This window comes from Kaistia sp. SLG-1 (assembly GCF_059699055.1).
Window position 1 is genome coordinate 3,770,113 of the sequence record NZ_AP048544.1, and the last position, 21,237, is coordinate 3,791,349.

Here is a 21,237-nt window from a genome sequence, read left to right on the forward strand (position 1 = left end):
GCCTATTCGGCCGCGATGGCGGAGGGCAGCGTGAAGCCGTAGCCGACCAGTTCCTTCTTGGGCGGCATGGGAAATGTGAGCTTGCTCTGGCTGAGGCCGACCCGCGCCAGCGCCGCCGCGATCGATACGGCGGTCGGGATCGGGTCGATCACCGGCACGTCGATCCCCTGGGCGAGCAGCCCCTCGCGGACGGCGGCGGCGCAGCCCATCAGGCCGGTGCAGCCGAAGATGATCGCCTCGGCGCCGTCCTGCTCGACGGCGATGACCGCCTGCTCGACCAGCCGGGCGCGGGTGTTGACGAGATCGTCCTCGAGTTCCAGCACCGGGATGTCGACATGACGGACGGAGGCGAGCTTGGTGCTGAGGCCGTAGACGGCGGCCTCGTTTTCGAACTGGGCGCGCAGGCGGCGCAGCACGGTGATGACGCTGAAGCGATGGCCGAGCATGGCGGCGACGTGCATCGCCGTCTCGGCCGGGCCGAGGACCGGGATCGACACCACCTCGCGGGTGGCCCGCAGGCCGGGGTCGCCCATGCAGTCGATGACGATGGCGTCGACGCCCTCGCGCTCCGCCTCGATCGCCTTCTCGACGGTGCCGGGCACCGACATGGCGGTCTCGAATTCGCTTTCGATCGAGCCGGGTCCGGTTTCGATCTGGCTGTGGCTGACCGTCAGCCCTGCATAGTTGAGCGCGACGAGATCCGCCGGCTTGCGGAACCCTTTGGTGGTGATGGGGGACAAGACCCGCACATCGATGAGATCGCTCATGGCATTCCCTCGGCTCTGCTGCAGTGCCGAAAGGCTGGCACCGAAACGGCCGGGGGACCAAGGGTGAAGAAAGATAGGCGTCCAAGTGATTCGGAGGGTGGGTTTGCGCAACAAAACGCGCGCGACCTATCCGTAGGGATAGGAGGCGATGCCGCGCCGGCATTGATTTTCTTCTCTTTTCCGGCCGGATATGGTTGCACATTTTTCGGGCATGCCTGCAATGAGGGCACGAGTTGCTCCCGCCCGCGGTTTGACAGAAGCGGACGCGCTGGCGACCCTCGCCTCATGACCCATGCTCCGATCTCCGTCTTCGACGGCCACAATGACGTTTTGCTACGCCTCCACGACATGGGTGGCGGCGCCGCCGCGATCCGCTCCTTCCTGGAAGGGGGCGGCGGTGGCCATCTCGACCTGCCCCGCGCCCGCGCCGGCGGCCTTTCCGGCGGCCTGTTCGCCATCTTCCCGCCCTCGCCGTCGATGGACGGCTTCATGGAGCTGATGCTGGGCGAGAGCTACGACCTGCCGCTGCCGGAGCCGCTCGCGCTCTGCGACGGACAGGCCTCGACGCTGGCCATGGCGGCGCTCCTCCTCCAGCTCGAGCGCCTCTCGGACGGCGCCGTCGCGGTCTGCCGCACCGTCGCCGAGATCCGAGCCGCCGAGGCGCGCGGCGCGCTCGCCGCCGTGCTGCATATCGAGGGCGCCGAGGCGATCGACGGTGACCTCGCCATGCTCGACGTGCTGCATGCAGCGGGCCTGCGCTCGATCGGCCCGGTCTGGAGCCGGCCCAACCGCTTCGGCCACGGCGTTCCCATGCGCTATCCGGGCTCGCCCGACACCGGCCCCGGCCTGACCGAGCGCGGCTTCGAGCTGGTGCGCGCCTGCAACCGGCTCGGCATCCTCGTCGACCTCTCGCATCTGAACGAGCGCGGCTTCTGGGACGTGGTCGAGGCGAGCGACGCGCCGCTCGTCGCCACCCACTCCAACGTCCACGCGCTCTCGCCGGTGGCGCGCAATCTGAACGACGCCCAGTTCGAGGCGATCCGCGCCAGCGAGGGCGTCGTCGGCTTGAACTACGCCACCGCCTTCCTGCGCGCCGACGGCCGCATGGACCCGAATACCGGCCTCGACATCCTGCTCCGCCATCTCGACGCCATGCTGGACCGGCTGGGTGAAGGCGGCGTCGCGCTCGGCTCCGACTATGACGGCGCCGTGGTGCCGGAGGCGATCGCCGACGTGTCGCTGCTGCCGCGCCTGATCGAGGCGATGCGGGCGCATGGCTATGGCGACGAGCTGATCCGCCGCATCGCGCACGACAACTGGCTCGATGTGCTGGATCGCACCTGGAAAGATTGACGGCCGGAAAGATTGACGGTTCAGCGCTGGGCCTTACTCATGCGCTGCGGAACGGGTTTGAAACGAGGGGATTGGAATGACGCAGTGGGACTTCTGGATCGACCGTGGCGGCACCTTCACCGACATCGTCGCCCGCGATCCGGAGGGGCGGATCCGCGCCCACAAGCTGCTCTCCGAAAATCCCGGCGCCTATCGCGACGCGGCCGTGCAAGGCATTCGCGAGCTGATCGGCGTCGCCCTCGGCGCGCCGATCCCGCCCGGGCTGATCGACACCGTCAAGATGGGCACCACGGTCGCCACCAACGCGCTGCTGGAGCGCAAGGGCGACCGCACGCTGCTCTTGATCACGCGCGGTTTTCGCGATGCGCTCGCCATCGGCTACCAGGCGCGGCCCGACATCTTTGCGAAAAAGATCGTCAAGCCGGAGCTGCTCTATGAGCGCGTCGTCGAGGTCGACGAGCGCGTCCGCGTCGACGGCACGGTCGAGGCGACGCCCGATCTCGTCGCCGTCGAGGCGGCGCTCCGCGCGGCCTATGATGACGGCATCCGCGCCGTCGCCATCGTCTTCATGCATGCCTGGAGGCACCCGGCGCACGAAGCGGAAGTCGCTGACGTCGCCGAGAAGGTCGGCTTCCCGCAGATCTCCGTCAGCCACCGCGTCTCGCCGCTGATGAAGCTGGTCGGGCGCGGCGACACGACGGTCGTCGACGCCTATCTCTCGCCGATCCTGCGCCGCTATGTCGAGCAGGTGGCGGGGGAACTCGGCGTCGCCGGCGGCACCTCCCCGCGCCTGATGTTCATGATGTCATCAGGCGGGCTGACGGCGGCGGAGCTGTTCCAGGGCAAGGACGCCATCCTCTCCGGCCCCGCCGGCGGCGTCGTCGCGGCGGTGGAGACGGCGCGGCAGGCCGGCTTCGGCCAGGTGATCGGCTTCGATATGGGCGGCACTTCGACCGACGTGTCGCATTATGACGGCGCTTATGAGCGCTCCTTCGAGACCGAGGTCGCGGGCGTGCGCATGCGCGCGCCGATGATGCGCATCCACACGGTCGCGGCCGGCGGCGGCTCGATCCTGCATTTCGAGGCCGGGCGCTTTCGCGTCGGGCCGGATTCCGCCGGCGCCGATCCCGGCCCGGCCGGCTACCGGCGCGGCGGGCCGCTCACCGTCACCGACGCCAACATCATGACCGGCAAGCTGCGGCCGGAGCATTTTCCAAAAATCTTCGGACCGGGCCGCGACCAGCCGCTCGACGCCGAGGCGGTGCGCCGGGGTTTCGCGGCGCTCGCGGCCGAGATCGGCGACGGGCGCAGCGCAGAAGAGATCGCCGACGGTTTCCTGAAGGTCGCCGTCGCCAACATGGCGAACGCGATCAAGACCATCTCCGTCCAGCGCGGCTACGACGTCACCGACTATGCACTCAACTGCTTTGGCGGCGCCGGCGGCCAGCATGCCTGCCTGGTCGCCGACGCGCTCGGCATGAAGACGGTGCTGGTCCACCCCTTCTCCGGCATTCTCTCCGCCTATGGCATGGGCCTCGCCGACATCCGCGCCGGCCGCAGCCGCGCCGTGGTCGCGCCGCTTGCCGACGCCGCCCTGCCCGATCTGCACGCCGAGGCCGACGCGCTCGCGGCCGAGACACGCAGCGAACTCGCGGCGCAGGGCGTTGAGGCTGACGACATCACTGTCTTCGTCCGGGCGCATCTGCGCTATGACGGCACCGACACGCCGATCCCGGTCGAGGCGCTCGACGGACCGAACGGCGCCTGGCTCCCCCTCGCCGCCATCCGCGACGCCTTCGAGGCGGCGCACAAGAAGCAGTTCGGCTTCGTCTTCGAGAACAAGGCGATCGTCGTCGAGAGCCTCGAGGTCGAGGCGGTCGGCGGCGGCGCGGCGATCGAGGAGCCCGACGAGGCAGCGTCGGAAAGCCGACCCGAACCGGCCGACAGCGTCACGATCTTCTCCGAGGGCGCGGCGCATGAAGCCGGCATCTTCCGCCGCGCCGATCTTCCGCGCGGCGCCGTCGTCGCCGGCCCGGCGCTCGTCATCGAGCCGCACCAGACCATCGTCGTCGAGCCCGGCTGGCAGGCAGAAATCACCGGCCGCGACCATGTCGTGCTCGTCCGCATCGCCCCGATCGAACGCCGCCACGCCGTCGGCACCGAGGTCGATCCGGTGATGCTGGAGGTGTTCAACAACCTGTTCATGTCGATCGCCGAGCAGATGGGGCTGACGCTGCAGAACACGGCGCATTCGGTCAACATCAAGGAGCGGCTCGATTTCTCCTGCGCCGTGTTCGACCATTCGGGTGCGCTGATCGCCAACGCGCCGCACATCCCGGTGCATCTCGGCTCAATGGACCGTTCGGTCGAGACGATCATCGAATTGAACCGGGGCGCGATGCGGCCGGGCGACGTCTACGCCCTGAACGCGCCCTATAATGGCGGCACGCATCTCCCCGACATCACCATCGTCTCGCCCGTCTTCGACGACCAGGGCGACGAGATCCTGTTCTTCGTCGCGAGCCGAGGTCACCATGCCGATATCGGCGGCACGGCGCCCGGCTCGATGACGCCGCGCGCTACGACCGTCGACGAGGAAGGCGTGCTGATCGACAATTTCAAGCTCGTCGACCGCGGCGATTTTCGCGAGGCGGAGCTGGTCGAGCTTTTGACCGACCACCCCTACCCCGTCCGCAACCTCGCCCAGAACGTCGCCGACCTGAAGGCGCAGATCGCCGCCAACGAGAAGGGCGTGCAGGAACTCCGGAAGATGGTCGAGCATTTCGGCCTCGACGTCGTCACTGCCTATATGGGCCATGTCCAGGACAACGCCGCCGAGAGCGTCCGCCGCGTGCTCGGCCGGCTCCGCGACAGCGAATTCGCCGTCGAGACGGATCAAGGCGCCGTCATCCGCGTAAAAATCACCGTCGACCACGAGAAGCGCGAGGCGACGGTCGACTTCACCGGCACCAGCCCGCAGCAGAAGACCAACTTCAACGCGCCGGAACCGATAACGCGCGCGGCCGTCCTCTACGCCTTCCGCGTCATGGTCGAGGGCGACATTCCCATGAATGCCGGCTGCCTCCGCCCGATCCGCATCGTCATCCCCGAGGGTTCGATGCTGGCGCCGCGCTATCCCGCCGCCGTCGTCGCCGGCAATGTGGAGACCAGCCAGCAGGTGACCAACGCGCTCTTCGGCGCCTTCGGCGCGCTCGCCGCGTCGCAGGGCACGATGAACAACCTGACCTTCGGCAACGACACCTACCAGTATTACGAGACGCTTTGCTCCGGCGCGCCGGCCGGCGTTCTCAATGACGGCTCCGGCTTCGACGGCGCCGACGGCGTGCATGTGCACATGACCAATTCGCGCCTGACCGATCCGGAAGTGCTGGAGTTCCGCTTCCCCGTCCTGCTCGAGGATTTCCACATCCGCGAGGGCTCCGGCGGCCGCGGAAAATGGTCGGCCGGCGGCGGCACCAAGCGGACGATCCGCTTCCTGGAGGCGATGGAATGCGCCATCCTCGCCTCGCACCGGACGGTCGCCCCGCACGGCCTCGAAGGCGGTGAGCCCGGGGCGCTGGGCAAGACCGAGGTGCGGCGCGCGGACGGTCGGGTGGAGATCCTGGAAGGCTGCGACCAGACCGTCCTGCAGCCGGGCGAAGCCGTGATCGTCACGACGCCGACCGGTGGCGGGTTTGGCAGGGCCGGCTAGGCCAACTTTCGCCCTGCCAGGCACCATTCCCCATCATCCTGAGTGTCTGGCCGGTAGTTCAAGAATGGAACCGGCGCCTTGAACCCTCCCCTTGAGGGAGGGTCAAGACCGCCGACAGGCGGTCTTGGGGAGGGGTTTCTTCGCCGGCCTGCCGCAAGCTCCGCGAATTATACCCCCTCCCGAAAACGCAAGGGCGTTTTCGACCTCCCCTCAAGGGGGAGGTTCAAGAAAGAGGGCCTCCGCCCTCAAGAAGCCCCCTACCAGCCGGCGATCACCGTCTTGCCGATCGAGCGGCCGCCTTCGACCAGTTCGTGCGCGGCGCGAAGCGTCGCGGCGTCGATCGGGCCGACGCGGTTGGTGAGTGTGGTTTGGATCTTGCCCGCCTCGACGAGGCCGGCCACCTCGTTCAGCAGCCTGTGCTGCTCGATCATGTCCGGCGTCTGGTGGATCGGCCGGGTGAACATCATTTCCCAGTGAATGCCGACGGACTTGCCCTTGAACGGCACGACGTCGAGCGTCGGCGTGTCGTCGATGACGCCGACATGGCCCTGAACCGCGACCAGCTTCTGGATCGCCGGCAGGTGGTGCGCCGTGTCGGTCAGCGACAGCACGATGTCGACGGCCGGAATGCCGATCCGCGCCACTTCCTCGTCGAGCGGCTTCGTGTGATCGACGACATGATGCGCGCCGAGGCGCTTCACCCAGTCGACCGTCTCCGGCCGCGAGGCGGTGGCGATGACGGTCAGGTCGGTCAGAGCGCGGGCGAGATGGATCGCCATCGAGCCGACGCCGCCGGCGCCGCCGATGACGAGCAGCGACCGCGTGTCCGCACCCTTGCCCTTCCGCGCGCCGATCCGGTCGAACAGCAGCTCATAGGCGGTGATGGTGGTGAGCGGCAGCGCCGCGGCCTCGGCGAAATCGAGCGTCGCCGGCATGCGACCGACGATGCGCTCGTCGACCAGGTGATATTCCGCATTGGTGCCGGGGCGGTTGATCACGCCGGCGTAGTAGACCGGGTCGCCCGGCTTGAACAAGGTCACCTCGGCGCCGACCGCGTCGACGGTTCCGGCGGCGTCATAGCCGAGCACGCGCGGCGTGTCGGAGCCGGCATTGCGGCGGACCTTGGTATCGACCGGATTGACCGAGACGGCCTCGACCTTGACGCGCAGATCGCGCGGGCCGGGTTCCGGCGTGTCGAGCGTGATGTCGACGAGGGCGTTCTCGTCGCTGGCGGGAAGGGATCGGGTGAAGGCGATGGCGCGCATGATGGCTCCGCTAGTGGGGACCGCAAGGTGCGGCCGACATCGAGCCATTTCGTGCATATTGACCACGACCGCAAGAATGCACAATTTAGGCCTATAGCGACCGAATGGATACTATTGGAGACGGGCCATGGGTGCGGACAAGAGAAACGACTTTGAAAAGTGCCCGGTCGAGACGACGCTCGAGCTGATCGACGGCAAGTGGAAGGGCGTGGCGCTGTTCCATCTGCTCGACAACACGCTGCGTTTCAGCGAGCTGCGCCGCCTGGCGCCGGCCGTGACGCAACGCGTGCTGACCAAGCAATTGCGCGAGCTGGAGGCCGACGGGCTAGTCATCCGCACCGTCTATGCCGAGGTGCCGCCGCGCGTCGAATACCGCCTGTCGCCGCTCGGCGAGACGCTGCGGCCGATCATCGTCGCGCTCCGCAACTGGGGCATCGCCTACCAGGAAAGAAAGCTGGGCGAACGCGACGCGGCGTGATGGCGCCCTGCTCCCGGATCCTTCGAACGCCTTCGGTCCATGATCCGAGACCGGGGCCGTGCTCCGCCATCATCCTGAGGTGCTTCGCGCAAGCGAAGCCTCGAAGGAGGCTCCAGCGGAGCGCTCCGGTTTGCAGCCGAAGCACGCCCGCTGTCCGGCGTTCCCTGGACCCTCCTTCGAGGCCCGGCCTCGCCGGGCACCTCAGGATGATGGTTGAGGCTTGGATTTACAGTCCGCCTCTCCTCCGGAAGAGGTAAGGGACAGCCCCTACGCCGCCTTGGCGAGGGCCTGTTCCAGCGCCCGCCAGTCGGCCGGGGCGAGGACGGGCTTGACGCCCATGTCGACGATCGCCGCGAATATCGCCACCGGCATGGCCGCCTTCATGCCACCCAGCATGCCGAGCCGCTCGGCCGGGTTCATCGCCGGGATCATGATGCGGATGAATTCCATCATCATGTCGGGCGCCACGGAGCCGACGATGTTGCCTTCGATCGCCGCCAGCTCGCCGTCGGTGAACAGCCGGTGCAGCAGCGAAAGCGTCTCCGTCTCCTCCTCGATCATATGCTCGAAGTCGTCGGCGAGGAAACCGGTGTAGAACAGGTAGAGCCCGCGCAGCTTCGGCGACCTTTTGTCCGCCGGCGTCGCCTCGATGTCCGCGAGCCGCGCCAGCAGTTCGGCGAAATCGCGCTCGTGGTGATCATGGTCGTCGACGAGGCGGGACGTCGCGCCGCGGCTGCGCTTCTCGATCTCGGTGTGGATGTAGATGTCCTCGTGCTTGAGGTGCTTGCGCCCCATCTCGACCATCAGCCGGAGGTCCTGGATCAACTGGGCCACCTCGGCCTCGCTGCTCGAATCGACGGCGCCGAGACGGGTCATCAGCTGCCCCTGCGCGCGGCGCAGGCCCTTGTGGATCGATGCGTAGAGGTTGTAGCGCGTCTCATTGACGTAAACGGTCGTCATCATTGTCTCCTCGAAACCCCAAGCGGGATGCCGGATACAACCTGACGCTACGGAAGGCTGTGATGCAAATCACAGCCGGAGTTCTTTTCCCCAGCCCTAGGGCGCGTAGGAGAGCGGGATGCTGGCGGGCGGCGAATAGGGGCCGGAAGCCGGCGGCGGCGAAGGGGGCTGGCCCTGCAGGATCTGCTCGCCCGGATTGGGCGCGAGGCTGTCCGGCGCGCCGAGATTGTCGTCCCAGCGATAGGTGAAGGTCCGCTGCTGCATGTTGGCCGGCGCCGGCGCCGACGGCGGCGTCTGCAGCAGCGTCGCCATCGGGATGCCGGCGTTCGGATCGAGCGGCGTCGGTCCCGGCGGCTGGAGCTGCGGCCGGCAATAGCGCGATGTGCCCCTGGCGTTGTGGCGGGCGAGGTCGATGTGGATGTGATCCTCGTGCAGGCGGTTCGAGCCCGGCCCGAGCACGGTGGTGAAGTATCCGCAGGCCGAGATCAGCGTCTCGCGCAGAAAAGCCTGGCTCGCCGGATCGCCGCGCCGCCAGTCGGTCTTGACGCGGATGGTTCGGCCATCGGCCAGGCGGAAGCCGGCGACGTCGAAGGCGTTGGCGAAGGCGTGTTCGGACAGCTTCTCGCCATGCCGGTTGTTGCGCGACCGGCAGGCATAGGTGCCCATGGTCAGGATCTCGGTGACCGGCATGCCGAAGCGGGCCAGGGCCGCGGGCTGGACGCCCTCGCGGATCCAGCGCTCCATCGTCTGGGTCATCATGCAGCCGAGCAGGACGTCGCCGCCGGTGACGGCGACGATGCCGCGTTCGAAGGCGTTCACCTTCAGCGGCTTCTCGATGCCGCAGGTTCCCTTGCCCTCGACTTCCCGCGCCGGGCGCTGGAAGTAGGAGGGAACCACCAGTTTCTGCGCGAAACAGGCTCGCTCCGTCGCGTCCCTCCAGCTTTCCCTTTGCTCCGAGAGGAAGTTCAGGGCGCAGCCAGAGAGCGAGACAAGAGCGAGCACAGACGCGATACGCAACGCTACGCAACTGTACATGCCGCGTAGAATGCGCCGGAAGCTCTTAAGGAAAGGTCAACCATGATTTCGCGGCGGCGTTGCAGGACTTTGCGACAGCGCCGCGCCGGTTGAATATCTATTCGCCCATCGTCTCGACGGTCGCGAAACCCTCGACGGGGCCGGCCGCCTCGAAGGGCGTCGTCACCTCGACGAAGCTGTCGGGATAGAAGCCGTTGAAGCGGGTCCGGAGCGACAGCGAATAGGCGCCGATATGGCCGATCTCGATCCAGTCGCCGATGCCGATGCTCTCCGGCAGGTAGAACGGCCGCGACAGGATATCGACGGAATCGCAGGTGGCGCCGCAGACGCGGAACGGCACGATATTGTCGCCGTCGACGGTGCGCGCGCGCCGGGCCGGATCCGGCAGATGGCGGGCGGGCAGCGTGATCTTGCCGGTCCAGGAATCCGAAAGCGACGACCAGATGCCGTCATTGATGTAGAGACGCCGCCCCTTCTTCAGCAGCACGCGGACGACGACGGAGAGGCAGCGCGCGACGATCACCCGGCCGGGCTCGGCGACCAGCGGCACGTCGCCAAAAACCCACTCCTCCGCCTCGCGCACGATATCGGCGATCAGCGCGCCGGTTTCGGGCCGGACGACCTGCTTGCGCTTGGGATCGCTGCCATAGGCGGCCGGAAAGCCGCCGCCGATGTCGAGCGCCGCGAGTTCGACGCCGGCGCGCGATCGCACCCAGGCGGCCGAGGCGAGCGCGCGCTCATAGGTGCCGGTATCCTCGACCTGGCTGCCGACATGGAAGCAGAGACCGACCTTGAAGCCGAGCTTGGCGATCCGCTCGACCAGCTCGACCGCATGCCCCGGCGCCGCGCCGAATTTCTTCGAGAGTTCGTAGGCGGCATGTCCACGCGTCGCCAAGCGGACGAACAGCGTGATCTCCTCCGGATCGAGATCGAGCGCCCGCACGACGCGGACGATCTTGGCGACCTCGTCCTCATGATCGACGGCGATGACGCGGATGCCGTAGGTCTCGAGCGCCAGGCGGATGTCCGACTGCGCCTTGACCGGATGCATGTAGAGAAGCTCGGCATCCGGCGCGACGGCGCGGGCGGCGGCAAATTCCGCCGGCGAGGCGACGTCGAAGCAGTCGACGCCCGCCTCGGCGAGGGTCCTGAGCACCAGCGGCTCGCCGTTCGTCTTGACGGCATAGGCCATGCGGCCGGGAAAGGCTTGCTTGAACGCCAGCGCATCGGCGCGCAGCACGCTCGGGCGGAAGCAGTAGAGCGGCTGGTCCGGACGAAGCTTGTAGGCTGCGTCGCGGGCGGTCTCGAAGCGATCCATTGTTCGCATCCCGTCTGGCCATGGCGCGGGAGAGGCTATCAGCGCCCTGCCCGGCCGGAAACCCTGCCCCCACGGAACGGAGTAGCCGTTTTCGCGTGGCTCAGCTGGCCGGGTTCTGCATCACGGCGAGGTCGGAGAGAACGGCGGTGCCGTGGCGGGCGCGCAGGAAGCGCAGCGCGCGCTCGACATCCTCGTCGCCGAGCGCCTCATAGGCGCGCACCAGCGTCTCGACGGTCTCGCTCGCCTGCCCATGGCGGCGGCCGCGAATGGCGGCGATGGCGGCGAAGGTCTCGACCGTGACGCCGGCGGCCTTGCAGAGCACGGCGAGCGGCATCGTATCCGGCTTGGCGATCATCCGCCGCACCATGTCGACGGGCAGGCCGGCGAAGGCGGCGAGCAGGCCGGCGACTTCGAGCATGCGGTCGCCGGAGGCGACGGTGGCGATCACGCTGGCGACGGGGCTGGTCGAGGCATCCGTCGTCACGGGCGCACCCGCCGCCCGGCGCGACGCGACCGGCAGCGGGATCACTTCGGCCGAGCTCTGGGACGCCGGAGCGCGGCGGGGGGCGACAAGCGCGGCATCCGCCGGAAATTCGAGAAGCTGGCCCCACTCGCCCGCTTCCGGAGCCGGCCCGGTGCCGGCGCGGCGCGCCGCCAGCGTCTGCTCCGCCTCCTCGACGAGGATCGTCAGGCCGTGCTGCGAGAAGCGCGCCCCGGGATTGCGGGCGAGAAGCTTCAGGATGGCCCGGTCGCCGCGATCAAGCAGCGCGTCCGACACCGTTTCCGAGACCCAGGGACGTCCGGCGATAGCGCCGAGGCGATCCCGCGGCAGCGTCTCGGCCAAAGTGACCAGCAGCGTGTCGTCGAAGGCGGTCGAATGCCGCAGAACCGGTTCCGCCGTCTCGATCGCGCCGCCGGCCAGGTGGCTCAGCACGGCTGCGGGAGCGTTCGGCAACAGGGCGATGCGCTCGGCGACTTCCAGCCGTTCCTCGGACGCGAGGCCGTCGAATACGCCCAGCACGATCTCGGCATACAGCGCCGCCGTCGGTGGCGACACGGTGTTGCCGGCATTGCCGAAGAGGTCCGTGATCGATGCCAGCAGCTCGGCCTTGCGGCCCGGGGGCGCATCGGCGTGCGGCTCGATCAGGTGATCATCCATGCGGGTCGTCCGGCCTTGTTGTCATCGACCGGACGGTCGCAGCGAAACCATAAGAAACGATTGAGGGTCTCGGTTTCCGGAACGTTACTAAAGCCCCGCCAAAGCACGCCGGGATCCCCCATCCGGATGAACCGGCGTTGACGATTGTGACGGTAAGGCAGCGGAAAAATGACGCTGCGGCAGAGGCATATCGCGGCGCAACTTGGGAGTTTATTCTACGGCTTAACGAAATTATGGCGCGATTCCGCGAGTTTCGACGACTTCCTCGCAAAATCGCCTCTTGCCGGATTTGTTCATCACGTTAATATTTACGGTGGAAGTTGGGCGTGAAGAGAGACCCGGGAGATGTCCATGAGCCTCGCTAAACCGTTCCATCTGCTGGCCGTCAGCGCCGCTTTTGTGTTCATCGCGGCTATCGTATTCGGAGCGATCTGATTCCTCCGCCGGCCTTCTAGGAGCACGCGTTCCCACAGCGTATCTGGCAGAACCGACCGGATCTTTTCCGGAAGGAGAGCAGTGCAGCCTTCGCAAGCCGTCCGCCCTGGACGCCGCGCGTCGGCCGGACCTGCGAGGATCCCCTGCGGCGTCGCTTCAGGCAGACCCCAGGCTCCTTAGAACCGGGCCCATAAGGCGGGATACCCTTCTTTCACCTCTCCCTGAGGGAGAGGTGAAGGGAAAGCACGGGTCGGCTCGCTTGCTGAATTACTGGCCAGACGCCGCTCAGATCCCGAATCCGGCCCGGCAGCCCGCGACGACCGCCATTCCCGCGAACGCCGCCAGGATGTCGTTGCGCCGCCAGTAGAAGACGGCGATCGTCGCCGCGAAACCGGCATATTCGGCCGGGCCGCCATGCGCGACGATCGGCCCGAGGATCGCGCCCATGATCGCAAGCGGCAGCGCCTTCAGCCACGCCTCGACGCGCGGCGTCACCACCACGAAGCGCATCAGGAAGAAGCCGGCGATCCGCGTCACATAGGACGCGACCGCCATGAGCCCGATGATGACGGCGAAGCCAGCCGTCGTGTTGGGATCAAGCGACATGCTTCGATCCCTCCGCGTTCGCGCCCTTGCGCGGCAGGAAGGCGGCGGTGATGCTGCCGACGAGGCCGCCCGCCAGCACATGCAGCGAACCGCCGACGAAGCGCTCGAACAGGATCGCCACGAGGCCGCCGAGGATCAGCGGCAGCAGGTCGCTCCTCCCCTTCCAGAAGCCGCAGGCGAGCGACAGGAAGAAGGCCGGCAGGAAGAAATCGAGGCCGAGGCGCCGCGTATCGCCGAGAAACTGGCCGAATCCCGCGCCGGCGACCGTGCCGGCCATCCAGCCGATCATGCAGCCGAAGCCGACGCCGACGAAAACGGCGACGTCGCGCCGGCCGAGATCGCGCTCCTGCATCGCCGTCGCCCAGTTGGCGTCCACCATCAGGAATAACGACGGATAGGCGATCCAGGGCGACAGCCCGCGCATCCAGGGCTGCATCGCGGCGCCGAACAGCACATAGCGGGCGTTCATCGCGACCACGGCGACGAGCACCGCGAAGAGCAGGTCCGGCGCACCCCAGGCATGCAGGGCGAGCAGCTGCGCGGTGCCGGCATAGACGAAAAGGCTCATCGAGGCGGCGCCGAGGACCGAGATGCCGACCTGGCCGGCGAGCACGCCGAACACGATGCCGAAGGCGATCATGCCCGGAAGCAGGGCCAATCCGTCAATGAAGCCCCGGCGAAGCCCGGTGGCGGTGAATGTTGCCGACATGGAGACTTTTTCTGGCGCGCGACGTCGCAGCGAAGGAGGAAACGGACTCCCTAGCGGATTCCGCCGCCTGGGGCCAGAGCCCCGCGCCGGTCCAGGGGACCGGCGTCTCGCCAGGTGGTCGCGCCAAGTAGTCTCGCCTGCCGCCCTACTCCGCCGCCTCCGCCCGGATCGGGTCGTAGTTCAAGACCGGGGCGAGCCAGCGCTCGGCCTCGCGGATATCCCAGCCCTTGCGGGCGGCGTAGTCGGCGACCTGATCGGCTTCGATCCGGCCGACGCCGAAATAATAGCTTTCGGGATGGCCGATATAGAGCCCCGACACGGAAGAGCCCGGCCACATGGCGAAGCTCTCGGTCAGCTTGATGCCGGCCTCGTTCTCGGCGTCGAGCAGGTCGAACAGGGTCCGCTTCTCGGTGTGGTCGGGCTGCGCCGGATAGCCCGGCGCCGGGCGGATGCCGGCATAGGTCTCGCGGATCAGCTCTTCGTTCGACAGCGTCTCGTCGCCGGCATAGCCCCAGAATTCCTGGCGCACGCGCTGGTGCATCCGCTCGGCGAAGGCTTCGGCGAGACGATCGGTGAGCGCCTGGCTCAGGATCTTCGAATAGTCGTCGTTCGAGCGGTTGAAGCGCTCGGCGACCGCCTCTTCGCCGATGCCCGTCGTCACCGCGAAGCCGCCGACATAGTCGCCGATCCCGGTCTCCTTCGGCGCGACGAAATCGGAGAGCGCGACATGGCGGCGCTTGTCGGTCGAGCGGGCGATCTGCTGGCGCAGCGTGTAGAACGTCGCCTTCTCCGTATCGCGCGCCTCGTCCTCGTAGAGCGCGATGTCGTCGCCGACGGCGTTGGCCGGCCAGAAGCCGATCACGGCATTGGCCGAGATCCACTTCTCCTCGACCATCTGCTTCAGCATCGCCTGCGCGTCGCGGAACAGCGACCGGGCCACCTCGCCGACCTTCTCGTCCTCGAGCAGCAGCGGATAGGTGCCCTTGATCTCCCAGGTCGCGAAGAACGGCGTCCAGTCGATATAGGGCACCAGCTCGGCGATCGGATAATCCTTGAACACCTTGGTGCCGAGGAAACTCGGCCGCGTCGGCCGGTAGCTCGACCAGTCGAGCTTCAGCCCATCGGCGCGCGCGTCGGCGAGCGTGATGCGGCGCTTGTTCTCCTGCGCACGGGCATGCGCGTCGGCGATCCGGACATAGTCGGCCTGGACGTCGGCGACATAGTTCGCCTTGTCGCGGCCGAGCAGACTCGAGGCCACGCCGACGGCGCGGCTCGCGTCGAGCACGTAGACCGCCTGGCCCTTGGCGTAGTTCGGGTGGATCTTGACGGCCGTATGCACCTTCGACGTCGTGGCGCCGCCGATCAGCAGCGGCACGTGGAAGCCCTCGCGCTCCATCTCGGCCGCGACATGACACATTTCGTCGAGCGACGGCGTGATCAGGCCGGAGAGGCCGATGATGTCGACATTCTCGGCCTTCGCGGTCGCCAGGATCTTGGCGGCCGGCACCATGACGCCGAGGTCGATCACCTCGAAATTGTTGCACTGGAGCACGACGCCGACGATGTTCTTGCCGATGTCATGCACGTCGCCCTTGACGGTGGCGAGCAGGATCTTGCCGGCGGAGGACGAGCCGGTCGTGCCGAGCAAGCGCTTCTCCTCCTCCATGAACGGCATCAGATAGGCGACCGCCTGCTTCATGACGCGGGCGGATTTCACCACCTGCGGCAGGAACATCTTGCCGGCGCCGAACAGGTCGCCGACGACGTTCATGCCGGCCATCAGCGGCCCCTCGATGACGTCGAGCGGCCGCGTCGACTTGGCACGCGCCTCCTCGGTGTCGAGCTCGATGAAATCCGTCAGGCCCGAGACCAGCGCATGCTCCAGCCGCTTCTCGACCGGCCATTCGCGCCAGGTGAGATCGGCTTCCTTCTTGGTGCTGGCGCCGCCCTTGAACCGCTCGGCGATCTCGAGCAGGCGCTCGGTGCCGTCGGCGCGGCGGTTGAGGATGACGTCCTCGCAGAGATCACGCAGTTCCGGGTCGATATCGTCATAGACCGGCAGCGCGCCGGCATTGACGATGCCCATGTCCATGCCGGCGGCGATGGCATAGTAGAGAAACACCGAGTGCATCGCCGCGCGCACCGTCTCGTTGCCGCGGAACGAGAACGACAGGTTCGAGATGCCGCCCGAAATATGCGCGTGCGGCAGGTTCTGGCGGATCCAGCGCGTCGCCTCGATGAAGTCGACGCCGTAGTTGTTGTGCTCCTCGATGCCGGTCGCAATGGCGAAAACGTTCGGATCGAAGATGATGTCCTCAGGCGGATAGCCGATCTCCTCGACGAGGATCTTGTAAGCGCGCGCGCAGATCTCCGTCTTGCGCTCGAACGTATCGGCCTGGCCCTTCTCGTCGAAGGCCATCACGACCACGGCCGCGCCATAACGGCGGAGCTTCTTGGCGTGCTCGCGGAACTGGTCCTCGCCCTCCTTCATGGAGATCGAATTGACGATCGGCTTGCCCTGGACGCATTTCAGGCCCGCCTCGATCACCGACCATTTCGATGAATCGATCATCACCGGAACCCGGGCGATGTCGGGCTCCGCCGCCAAAAGGTTCAGGAAGGTGACCATGGCGTTTTCGGAATCGAGCAGGCCCTCGTCCATGTTGACGTCGAGGACCTGCGCGCCGTTGTTGACCTGCTCGCGCGCGACGTCGAGCGCCGCCGAATAATCGCCGGCCGTGATCAGCTTGCGAAACTTCGCGGAGCCGGTGACGTTGGTCCGCTCGCCGATATTGACGAAGATGGCGGTCGCGCTAGTCATGAAGCGAGCTCAAACGGTTCGAGGCCGGAAAGGCGCATTTTGGGGGTGACGGCCGGGATGGCTCGCGGCGCAACGCCTTGAATCGCCTCGGCGATCGCCTGGATATGGTCCGGCGTCGTGCCGCAGCAGCCGCCGACGACATTGACGAGGCCGGACTTGGCGAACTCGCCGACCAGCACGGCCATCGCCTCTGGGCTCTCGTCATATTCGCCGAATTCGTTCGGCAGACCGGCATTCGGATAGGCGCAGACCAGCGTGTCGGCGATGCGGGCAATCTCGTCGATATGGGCGCGCATCTCGCTGGCGCCGAGGGCGCAGTTCAGGCCGATCGAGAACGGCCGCGCATGGCGCAGCGAATACCAGAACGCCGTCGGCGTCTGGCCGGACAAGGTGCGGCCGGAGAGATCGGTGATCGTGCCGGAGATCATCACCGGCAGAACGACGCCCTTCTCGTCGAACACGTCCTCGACGGCGGCGACCGCCGCCTTGGCGTTCAGCGTGTCGAAGATCGTCTCGATCAGGATGAGATCGGCGCCGCCGTCGATCAGGCCGCGCGTGGCGTCGGCATAGGCGTCGCGGAGCTCGTCGAAGGTGACCGCGCGAAAACCGGGATTGTTGACGTCGGGCGAGATCGAGGCGGTGCGGTTGGTCGGCCCGATCGCGCCGGCGACGAAGCGCGGCCGGCCGGTCGCGGCGGCCACCGTGTCGGCGGCGCGCTTGGCTACCCGCGCGCCTTCGAGGTTGAGCTCGTAGGCGAGTTCCTCCATGCCGTAATCGGCCTGGGCGATCGTCGTCGACGAGAAGGTGTTGGTCTCGACAATGTCGGCGCCGGCCTCGAAATACTGGCGGTGGATCGCCTCGATCGCGTCCGGCTTCGTGATGACGAGCAGGTCGTTGTTGCCCTTCAGGTCGCGGTGCCAGTCCTTGAAGCGCTCGCCGCGAAAATCGGCCTCGGAGAGCTTCAGCCGCTGGATCATCGTGCCCATGGCGCCATCGAGCACGAGGATGCGCTCGGAAGCGGCCCGCTTCAGATCGGCAAGTCGCCTGTCCTGGTTCGTGCGCATTGGCATCACCTCATTCCTGTTCTCGCGTCGGCGCCCAGGGATTGATGAGCGCCACGCCCGTATCGTTCATGTCGGCGACGTTTCGCGTCACCAAAGTCATTCCATGCGCCAAGGCCGTCGCCGCGATCAGCGTGTCGACGATCGGGCGCGGCCGTATCGCGCTAAGCCTGCCCCAGACATCGGCGACCGCTTCATCAACGACAAGCAGCCGATCAGCATAGACTTCCGCGATCTCCGCGATCCATTCGTCCAAGCTATCCGCCGCGCGGACATCCGTCCGACGTCGCGCTTCGGCGCCCTTTCGCAACTCTCCAAGTGTCAGCACGCTCAGGCAGACATGCCGCTCCCGTATCGAAACGAGAAAGCTCAATACGTTGCCATCCGGCCGAGGCCGCCTGGCCTCGGATACGACATTGGTGTCGAGCAGAAACCCGGCCTCACTCAAGATCGATATCTCGCGGAAGCTCCTTCGACCGCTCGACATCGATGTCAAATCTCGGGCCATCCAGCAGGAAGTCGACGAAATTCCGCCGCTTCTTCGCCAGCGCCTCATATTCGTCGATCGAGACCACGACGGCGCGCGCCTTGCCATGGCGCGTTATCGTCTGCGGTCCCTCGCTGATGGCGCGATCAATGACCTCGCTCAGCTTCGTCTTCGCCTCCTGCACCTGCCATGACGCCATCGGCTTCGCTCCCTCCGGTCAAACCGACCATAAATATAGTCGTTCCGACCAGAATTTGCAGTCTTAAGCGACAGCTACCTTCACTTCGCTCCCCTCCACCGCCACCGGCCGCATGCCGAGCAGGTGGCAGATGGCGTAGACGAGGTCGGCGCGGTTCATCGTGTAGAAATGGAACTCGTTGACGCCCCGGTCGACCAGGTCGAGCACCTGTTCGGCGCAGACGGCGGCCGCGACCAGCTGCCGCGTCGACGCATCGTCCTCCAGCCCGTCAAAGCGGGCAGCGAACCAGGCGGGAATGCTGGCGCCGGCCTTCTCGGCGAATTTCGCCGTCTGGGTGAAATTCTGCACCGGCACGATGCCCGGCACGATCGGGATATCGATGCCCGCCGCGGCGACGCGGTCGAGGAAGGCCGAATAGAGGTCGTTGTCGAAGAAGAACTGGGTGATGGCGCGCGTCGCGCCGGCATCGACCTTGCGCTTCAGATTGTCGATCTCCGTCTGCCAGTCGCGGCTCTCCGGATGCCGCTCGGCATAGGCCGAGACCGACACCTCGATCTCCGGGTGACGGGTGCGGATGGCGCTGACGAGATCGGACGCCTGCGCATAGCCTTCCGGATGCGGCTGGTAGACGGCGCCGATGCCCTCGACCGGGTCGCCGCGCAGGCCGACGATGTGGCGCACGCCCGTCGCGGCATAAGCATCGACGACGGCGTCGATCTCCGCCTTGCTGGCGCCGACGCAGGTCAGATGCGCCGCCGGCTTCAGCGCCGTCTCGGTCAGGATGCGCGAGACGGTGGCGTGGGTGCGCTCGCGGGTCGAGCCGCCGGCGCCATAGGTGACCGAGACGAAGGACGGCGAGAGCGGCGCCAGCCGCTCGATCGACGACCACAAGGTCTGCTCCATCGCTTCCGTCTTGGGCGGGAAGAACTCGAACGACACCTTGAGCCCGGAGGCCCCGGCCCCGTTGCGGCTCGCCCGATCGATCGTCTCACGCATCACGCGGTCTCCAGCCCCTTGGTTGCCCCGGCGACGATGAAGCGCGGATCGCGCGCCAGCCAGAGCGTTACGGTCAATTGTTCTTCCGCCGACTTCGCCGCCAGGTCGGTCGCCGCTTCGAGCACGAGGCCCGCCTGGTCGATCCAGCCGCGCATCGTCTCATGCGAGAAGCCGAGCCGGCGATGCGCATGGCGCTCGCGCAGGAATTCGAGGCTGTGCGGTGCGAAATCGACCACCAGCAGCCGCCCATCCGGGCGCAGCACGCGCGCGGCCTCGGCAAGCGCCACCGCGGGATCGTCGAGATAGTGCAGCACCTGGTGGATGGCCACGAGATCAAAACTGTCGCGCGGCATCGGCAGCTTCATGATGTCGCCATGGCGGATCTGCGCATGCGCGATGCCGGCCTTGTCGAGATTGGCGCGCGCCACCGCGAGCATCGCCGTCGACGCGTCGATGCCGACCGCGCGCTGATAAATCGGCGCGAACAGTTCGAGCATCCGACCGGTGCCGGTGCCGATATCGAGGAACGAGCCGATCGGCCGGGTGCCGATGATCTTCAGCATCGCGGCCTCGACGGCGGCGTCGGGCACATGCAGCGAGCGGATGGTGTCCCAGTCGGCCGCGTTCTCGGTGAAATAGCGGGCCGCCAGCTGGGCGTGCTCGCGCTTGACGCCGGCCAGCCATTCGCGATCGCGGGCGAGCGAGCTGTCATCCGCCGTCGCGAGCGCGACCAGATCCTGCACCAGTCGCCTTTCGGCCGGCGATTCGGAAATCCGGTAATAGACCCACGCGCCTTCCGGATGGCGCTCGATCAGCCCGGCCTCGGTTAGAAGCTTCAGATGGCGCGAGATGCGCGGCTGCGACTGGCCGAGGATGGCGGTCAAATCCTTGACGGAGAGCTCGCCGGCGGAGAGCAGCGCCAGGATCCGATAGCGCGTCGCCTCGCCGGCCGCCTTCAGCGCCGTGATGATCGCATCCGTCGAAAGAGCCGCCTGGCCCGCCATGGTGAAAGCTCCAGCCTCGTCGCGCGGCGCGACATCGCCACCACCGAGATTGGACTAGATATAAAGATATCTTTATATCTGTAAAGAGGCTTGTCAGGCGATCGTGACCGCCGGCGCGTTCCGCTCGGCGATCGTGACCACCGGCCTGTCCCGATCGGCGATCGCGACGCGCGCGACGCCGCCGGAGAAGCGCTGGACCAGCTGCAGGAGATCGGCGATCGCCGCGTCGAGATCGCCCTCGCCATTCGCCTGCAGCGTGACGATGGCGCGGCGGCTTTCCGGCGTCACCAGCGAGCGGCCGTCCTGGCGCCAGTTCCAGCGCCGGCACAGCACTTTCGAGGCATCGGCATAGACCACCTCGCCTTCCTTCGGCGGGTCCTCCACAGGCCCGGCGCCGCCGTCCTCGCCGCCCGCCATGTCGAGGAAGCTGTCGCCCGGCCGCGCATAGCGGAAGGCGAGATCGCCGGTGACGCGGTCGAGATCGTCGGCGCCGAGCGGCAGCACATGCGTGAGGGACACGGCGTTATAGGCATCGACAAAGCTGTTGATGACGGGCAGCGGCCCCTCGGCCAGCCCGTTCTTGACGAGGCGCTCGACCGAGGAGCGATAGCTTGTCTTCTTGATGCCGAAGGCGCGATAGGCCCGGCGCCAGGCGGCGACGCCCGGTATCTCCGAAAGTTCGGTGCCGCCCCAACGCCGGCGCGTCTCCGCCTCGCGCGCCTCGATCAGCGCCGCGAGCTCGGCCGGGCGTTCGGAACGGATCACTAGATCCTCCGCGACGACGGCGGCAACGCGAAAATCCGGAAAAGGCGGCGACGAGTTCGGAGATGTCGAGCTGCATGCGAAGATCCTGCCAGAAGGTTGGCCCTCTC

At 67.2% G+C, this 21,237-nt stretch carries 16 protein-coding genes and 1 pseudogene; 3 read left to right on the forward strand and 14 right to left on the reverse strand.

Going from position 1 to position 21,237, the window contains the following annotated elements:
• Positions 1–2: 2 nt before the first annotated feature.
• Complete coding sequence (locus AC6HZP_RS17290) at positions 3–767, reverse strand: aspartate/glutamate racemase family protein (protein ID WP_497523833.1); 765 nt, start codon at positions 765–767, stop codon at positions 3–5.
• Positions 768–1,052: 285 nt separating this feature from the next.
• Here AC6HZP_RS17290 and AC6HZP_RS17295 point away from each other — a divergent pair, with 285 nt between their 5' ends.
• Positions 1,053–2,120 (forward strand): dipeptidase, encoded by a 1,068-nt coding sequence (locus AC6HZP_RS17295; RefSeq protein ID WP_497523834.1) that lies wholly within the window; start codon positions 1,053–1,055, stop codon positions 2,118–2,120.
• Between the two features lie 76 nt (positions 2,121–2,196).
• The gene (locus tag AC6HZP_RS17300; protein WP_497523835.1) at positions 2,197–5,832 is read left to right on the forward strand and encodes a hydantoinase B/oxoprolinase family protein; all 3,636 of its coding nucleotides are present in this window, start codon (positions 2,197–2,199) and stop codon (positions 5,830–5,832) included.
• 257 nt (positions 5,833–6,089) lie between these two features.
• Here the strand turns inward: AC6HZP_RS17300 and AC6HZP_RS17305 are convergent, their stop codons facing one another.
• Positions 6,090–7,097, reverse strand: coding sequence for a zinc-binding alcohol dehydrogenase family protein (locus tag AC6HZP_RS17305; RefSeq protein ID WP_497523836.1), 1,008 nt, complete (start codon positions 7,095–7,097; stop codon positions 6,090–6,092).
• 127 nt (positions 7,098–7,224) lie between these two features.
• Between AC6HZP_RS17305 and AC6HZP_RS17310 the strand changes: the two genes are divergently transcribed.
• Complete coding sequence (locus AC6HZP_RS17310; RefSeq protein WP_201400341.1) at positions 7,225–7,575, forward strand: winged helix-turn-helix transcriptional regulator; 351 nt, start codon at positions 7,225–7,227, stop codon at positions 7,573–7,575.
• Between the two features lie 267 nt (positions 7,576–7,842).
• On the opposite strand, the gene AC6HZP_RS17315 is transcribed toward AC6HZP_RS17310, so the two are convergent.
• The 12 genes and pseudogenes from AC6HZP_RS17315 to AC6HZP_RS17370 all read right to left on the reverse strand — a co-directional run bounded on the left by AC6HZP_RS17315 (position 7,843) and on the right by AC6HZP_RS17370 (position 21,130).
• Positions 7,843–8,538, reverse strand: a complete 696-nt coding sequence (locus AC6HZP_RS17315) for a hemerythrin domain-containing protein (RefSeq protein ID WP_497523837.1) — start codon at positions 8,536–8,538, stop codon at positions 7,843–7,845.
• A 93-nt stretch (positions 8,539–8,631) separates the two neighbouring features.
• Entirely contained in the window at positions 8,632–9,570 is a 939-nt protein-coding gene (locus AC6HZP_RS17320; protein WP_497523838.1) for an extensin-like domain-containing protein, read from the reverse strand.
• A gap of 97 nt (positions 9,571–9,667) precedes the next feature.
• A complete protein-coding gene (locus AC6HZP_RS17325; protein WP_497523839.1) occupies positions 9,668–10,888 on the reverse strand; it encodes an alanine racemase in 1,221 nt (406 codons plus the stop codon).
• 100 nt (positions 10,889–10,988) lie between these two features.
• Positions 10,989–12,047 (reverse strand): DUF2336 domain-containing protein, encoded by a 1,059-nt coding sequence (locus tag AC6HZP_RS17330; RefSeq protein ID WP_497523840.1) that lies wholly within the window; start codon positions 12,045–12,047, stop codon positions 10,989–10,991.
• A 720-nt stretch (positions 12,048–12,767) separates the two neighbouring features.
• Complete coding sequence (locus AC6HZP_RS17335) at positions 12,768–13,088, reverse strand: AzlD family protein (RefSeq protein ID WP_201400346.1); 321 nt, start codon at positions 13,086–13,088, stop codon at positions 12,768–12,770.
• On the reverse strand, positions 13,078–13,797 hold the full coding sequence (locus tag AC6HZP_RS17340) for an AzlC family ABC transporter permease (RefSeq protein WP_497523841.1): 720 nt from the start codon (positions 13,795–13,797) through the stop codon (positions 13,078–13,080). Before AC6HZP_RS17340 ends, AC6HZP_RS17335 begins: the two co-directional genes overlap by 11 nt.
• Before the next feature lie 145 nt (positions 13,798–13,942).
• Positions 13,943–17,682: pseudogene (metH, locus tag AC6HZP_RS17345) on the reverse strand (methionine synthase).
• Between the two features lie 10 nt (positions 17,683–17,692).
• Positions 17,693–18,127, reverse strand: a complete 435-nt coding sequence (locus AC6HZP_RS17350; protein WP_497523842.1) for a type II toxin-antitoxin system VapC family toxin — start codon at positions 18,125–18,127, stop codon at positions 17,693–17,695.
• The gene (locus AC6HZP_RS17355; RefSeq protein WP_201400349.1) at positions 18,120–18,365 is read right to left on the reverse strand and encodes a type II toxin-antitoxin system Phd/YefM family antitoxin; all 246 of its coding nucleotides are present in this window, start codon (positions 18,363–18,365) and stop codon (positions 18,120–18,122) included. Before AC6HZP_RS17355 ends, AC6HZP_RS17350 begins: the two co-directional genes overlap by 8 nt.
• Positions 18,366–18,428: 63 nt before the next feature.
• Positions 18,429–19,361 carry a methylenetetrahydrofolate reductase [NAD(P)H] gene (metF, locus tag AC6HZP_RS17360; protein ID WP_497523843.1) on the reverse strand — a complete coding sequence of 311 codons (933 nt, stop codon included), beginning with the start codon at positions 19,359–19,361 and terminating at the stop codon, positions 18,429–18,431.
• Positions 19,361–20,365 carry an ArsR/SmtB family transcription factor gene (locus tag AC6HZP_RS17365; protein WP_497523844.1) on the reverse strand — a complete coding sequence of 335 codons (1,005 nt, stop codon included), beginning with the start codon at positions 20,363–20,365 and terminating at the stop codon, positions 19,361–19,363. The genes metF and AC6HZP_RS17365 overlap by 1 nt, the downstream gene beginning before the upstream one ends.
• 93 nt (positions 20,366–20,458) lie before the next feature.
• Entirely contained in the window at positions 20,459–21,130 is a 672-nt protein-coding gene (locus AC6HZP_RS17370; RefSeq protein WP_497523845.1) for a B3/B4 domain-containing protein, read from the reverse strand.
• Between the last annotated feature and the right edge of the window lie 107 nt (positions 21,131–21,237).

What these genes read in the sequence shown, in the direction of transcription:
- AC6HZP_RS17290 (WP_497523833.1), bottom strand. Translation starts at nt 767, where the DNA reads ATGAGCGATCTCATCGATGTGCGGGTCTTGTCCCCCATCACCACCAAA.
- AC6HZP_RS17295 (WP_497523834.1), top strand. Translation starts at nt 1,053, where the DNA reads ATGACCCATGCTCCGATCTCCGTCTTCGACGGCCACAATGACGTTTTG.
- AC6HZP_RS17300 (WP_497523835.1), top strand. Translation starts at nt 2,197, where the DNA reads ATGACGCAGTGGGACTTCTGGATCGACCGTGGCGGCACCTTCACCGAC.
- AC6HZP_RS17305 (WP_497523836.1), bottom strand. Translation starts at nt 7,097, where the DNA reads ATGCGCGCCATCGCCTTCACCCGATCCCTTCCCGCCAGCGACGAGAAC.
- AC6HZP_RS17310 (WP_201400341.1), top strand. Translation starts at nt 7,225, where the DNA reads ATGGGTGCGGACAAGAGAAACGACTTTGAAAAGTGCCCGGTCGAGACG.
- AC6HZP_RS17315 (WP_497523837.1), bottom strand. Translation starts at nt 8,538, where the DNA reads ATGATGACGACCGTTTACGTCAATGAGACGCGCTACAACCTCTACGCA.
- AC6HZP_RS17320 (WP_497523838.1), bottom strand. Translation starts at nt 9,570, where the DNA reads ATGTACAGTTGCGTAGCGTTGCGTATCGCGTCTGTGCTCGCTCTTGTC.
- AC6HZP_RS17325 (WP_497523839.1), bottom strand. Translation starts at nt 10,888, where the DNA reads ATGGATCGCTTCGAGACCGCCCGCGACGCAGCCTACAAGCTTCGTCCG.
- AC6HZP_RS17330 (WP_497523840.1), bottom strand. Translation starts at nt 12,047, where the DNA reads ATGGATGATCACCTGATCGAGCCGCACGCCGATGCGCCCCCGGGCCGC.
- AC6HZP_RS17335 (WP_201400346.1), bottom strand. Translation starts at nt 13,088, where the DNA reads ATGTCGCTTGATCCCAACACGACGGCTGGCTTCGCCGTCATCATCGGG.
- AC6HZP_RS17340 (WP_497523841.1), bottom strand. Translation starts at nt 13,797, where the DNA reads ATGTCGGCAACATTCACCGCCACCGGGCTTCGCCGGGGCTTCATTGAC.
- AC6HZP_RS17355 (WP_201400349.1), bottom strand. Translation starts at nt 18,365, where the DNA reads ATGGCGTCATGGCAGGTGCAGGAGGCGAAGACGAAGCTGAGCGAGGTC.
- metF (WP_497523843.1), bottom strand. Translation starts at nt 19,361, where the DNA reads ATGCGTGAGACGATCGATCGGGCGAGCCGCAACGGGGCCGGGGCCTCC.
- AC6HZP_RS17365 (WP_497523844.1), bottom strand. Translation starts at nt 20,365, where the DNA reads ATGGCGGGCCAGGCGGCTCTTTCGACGGATGCGATCATCACGGCGCTG.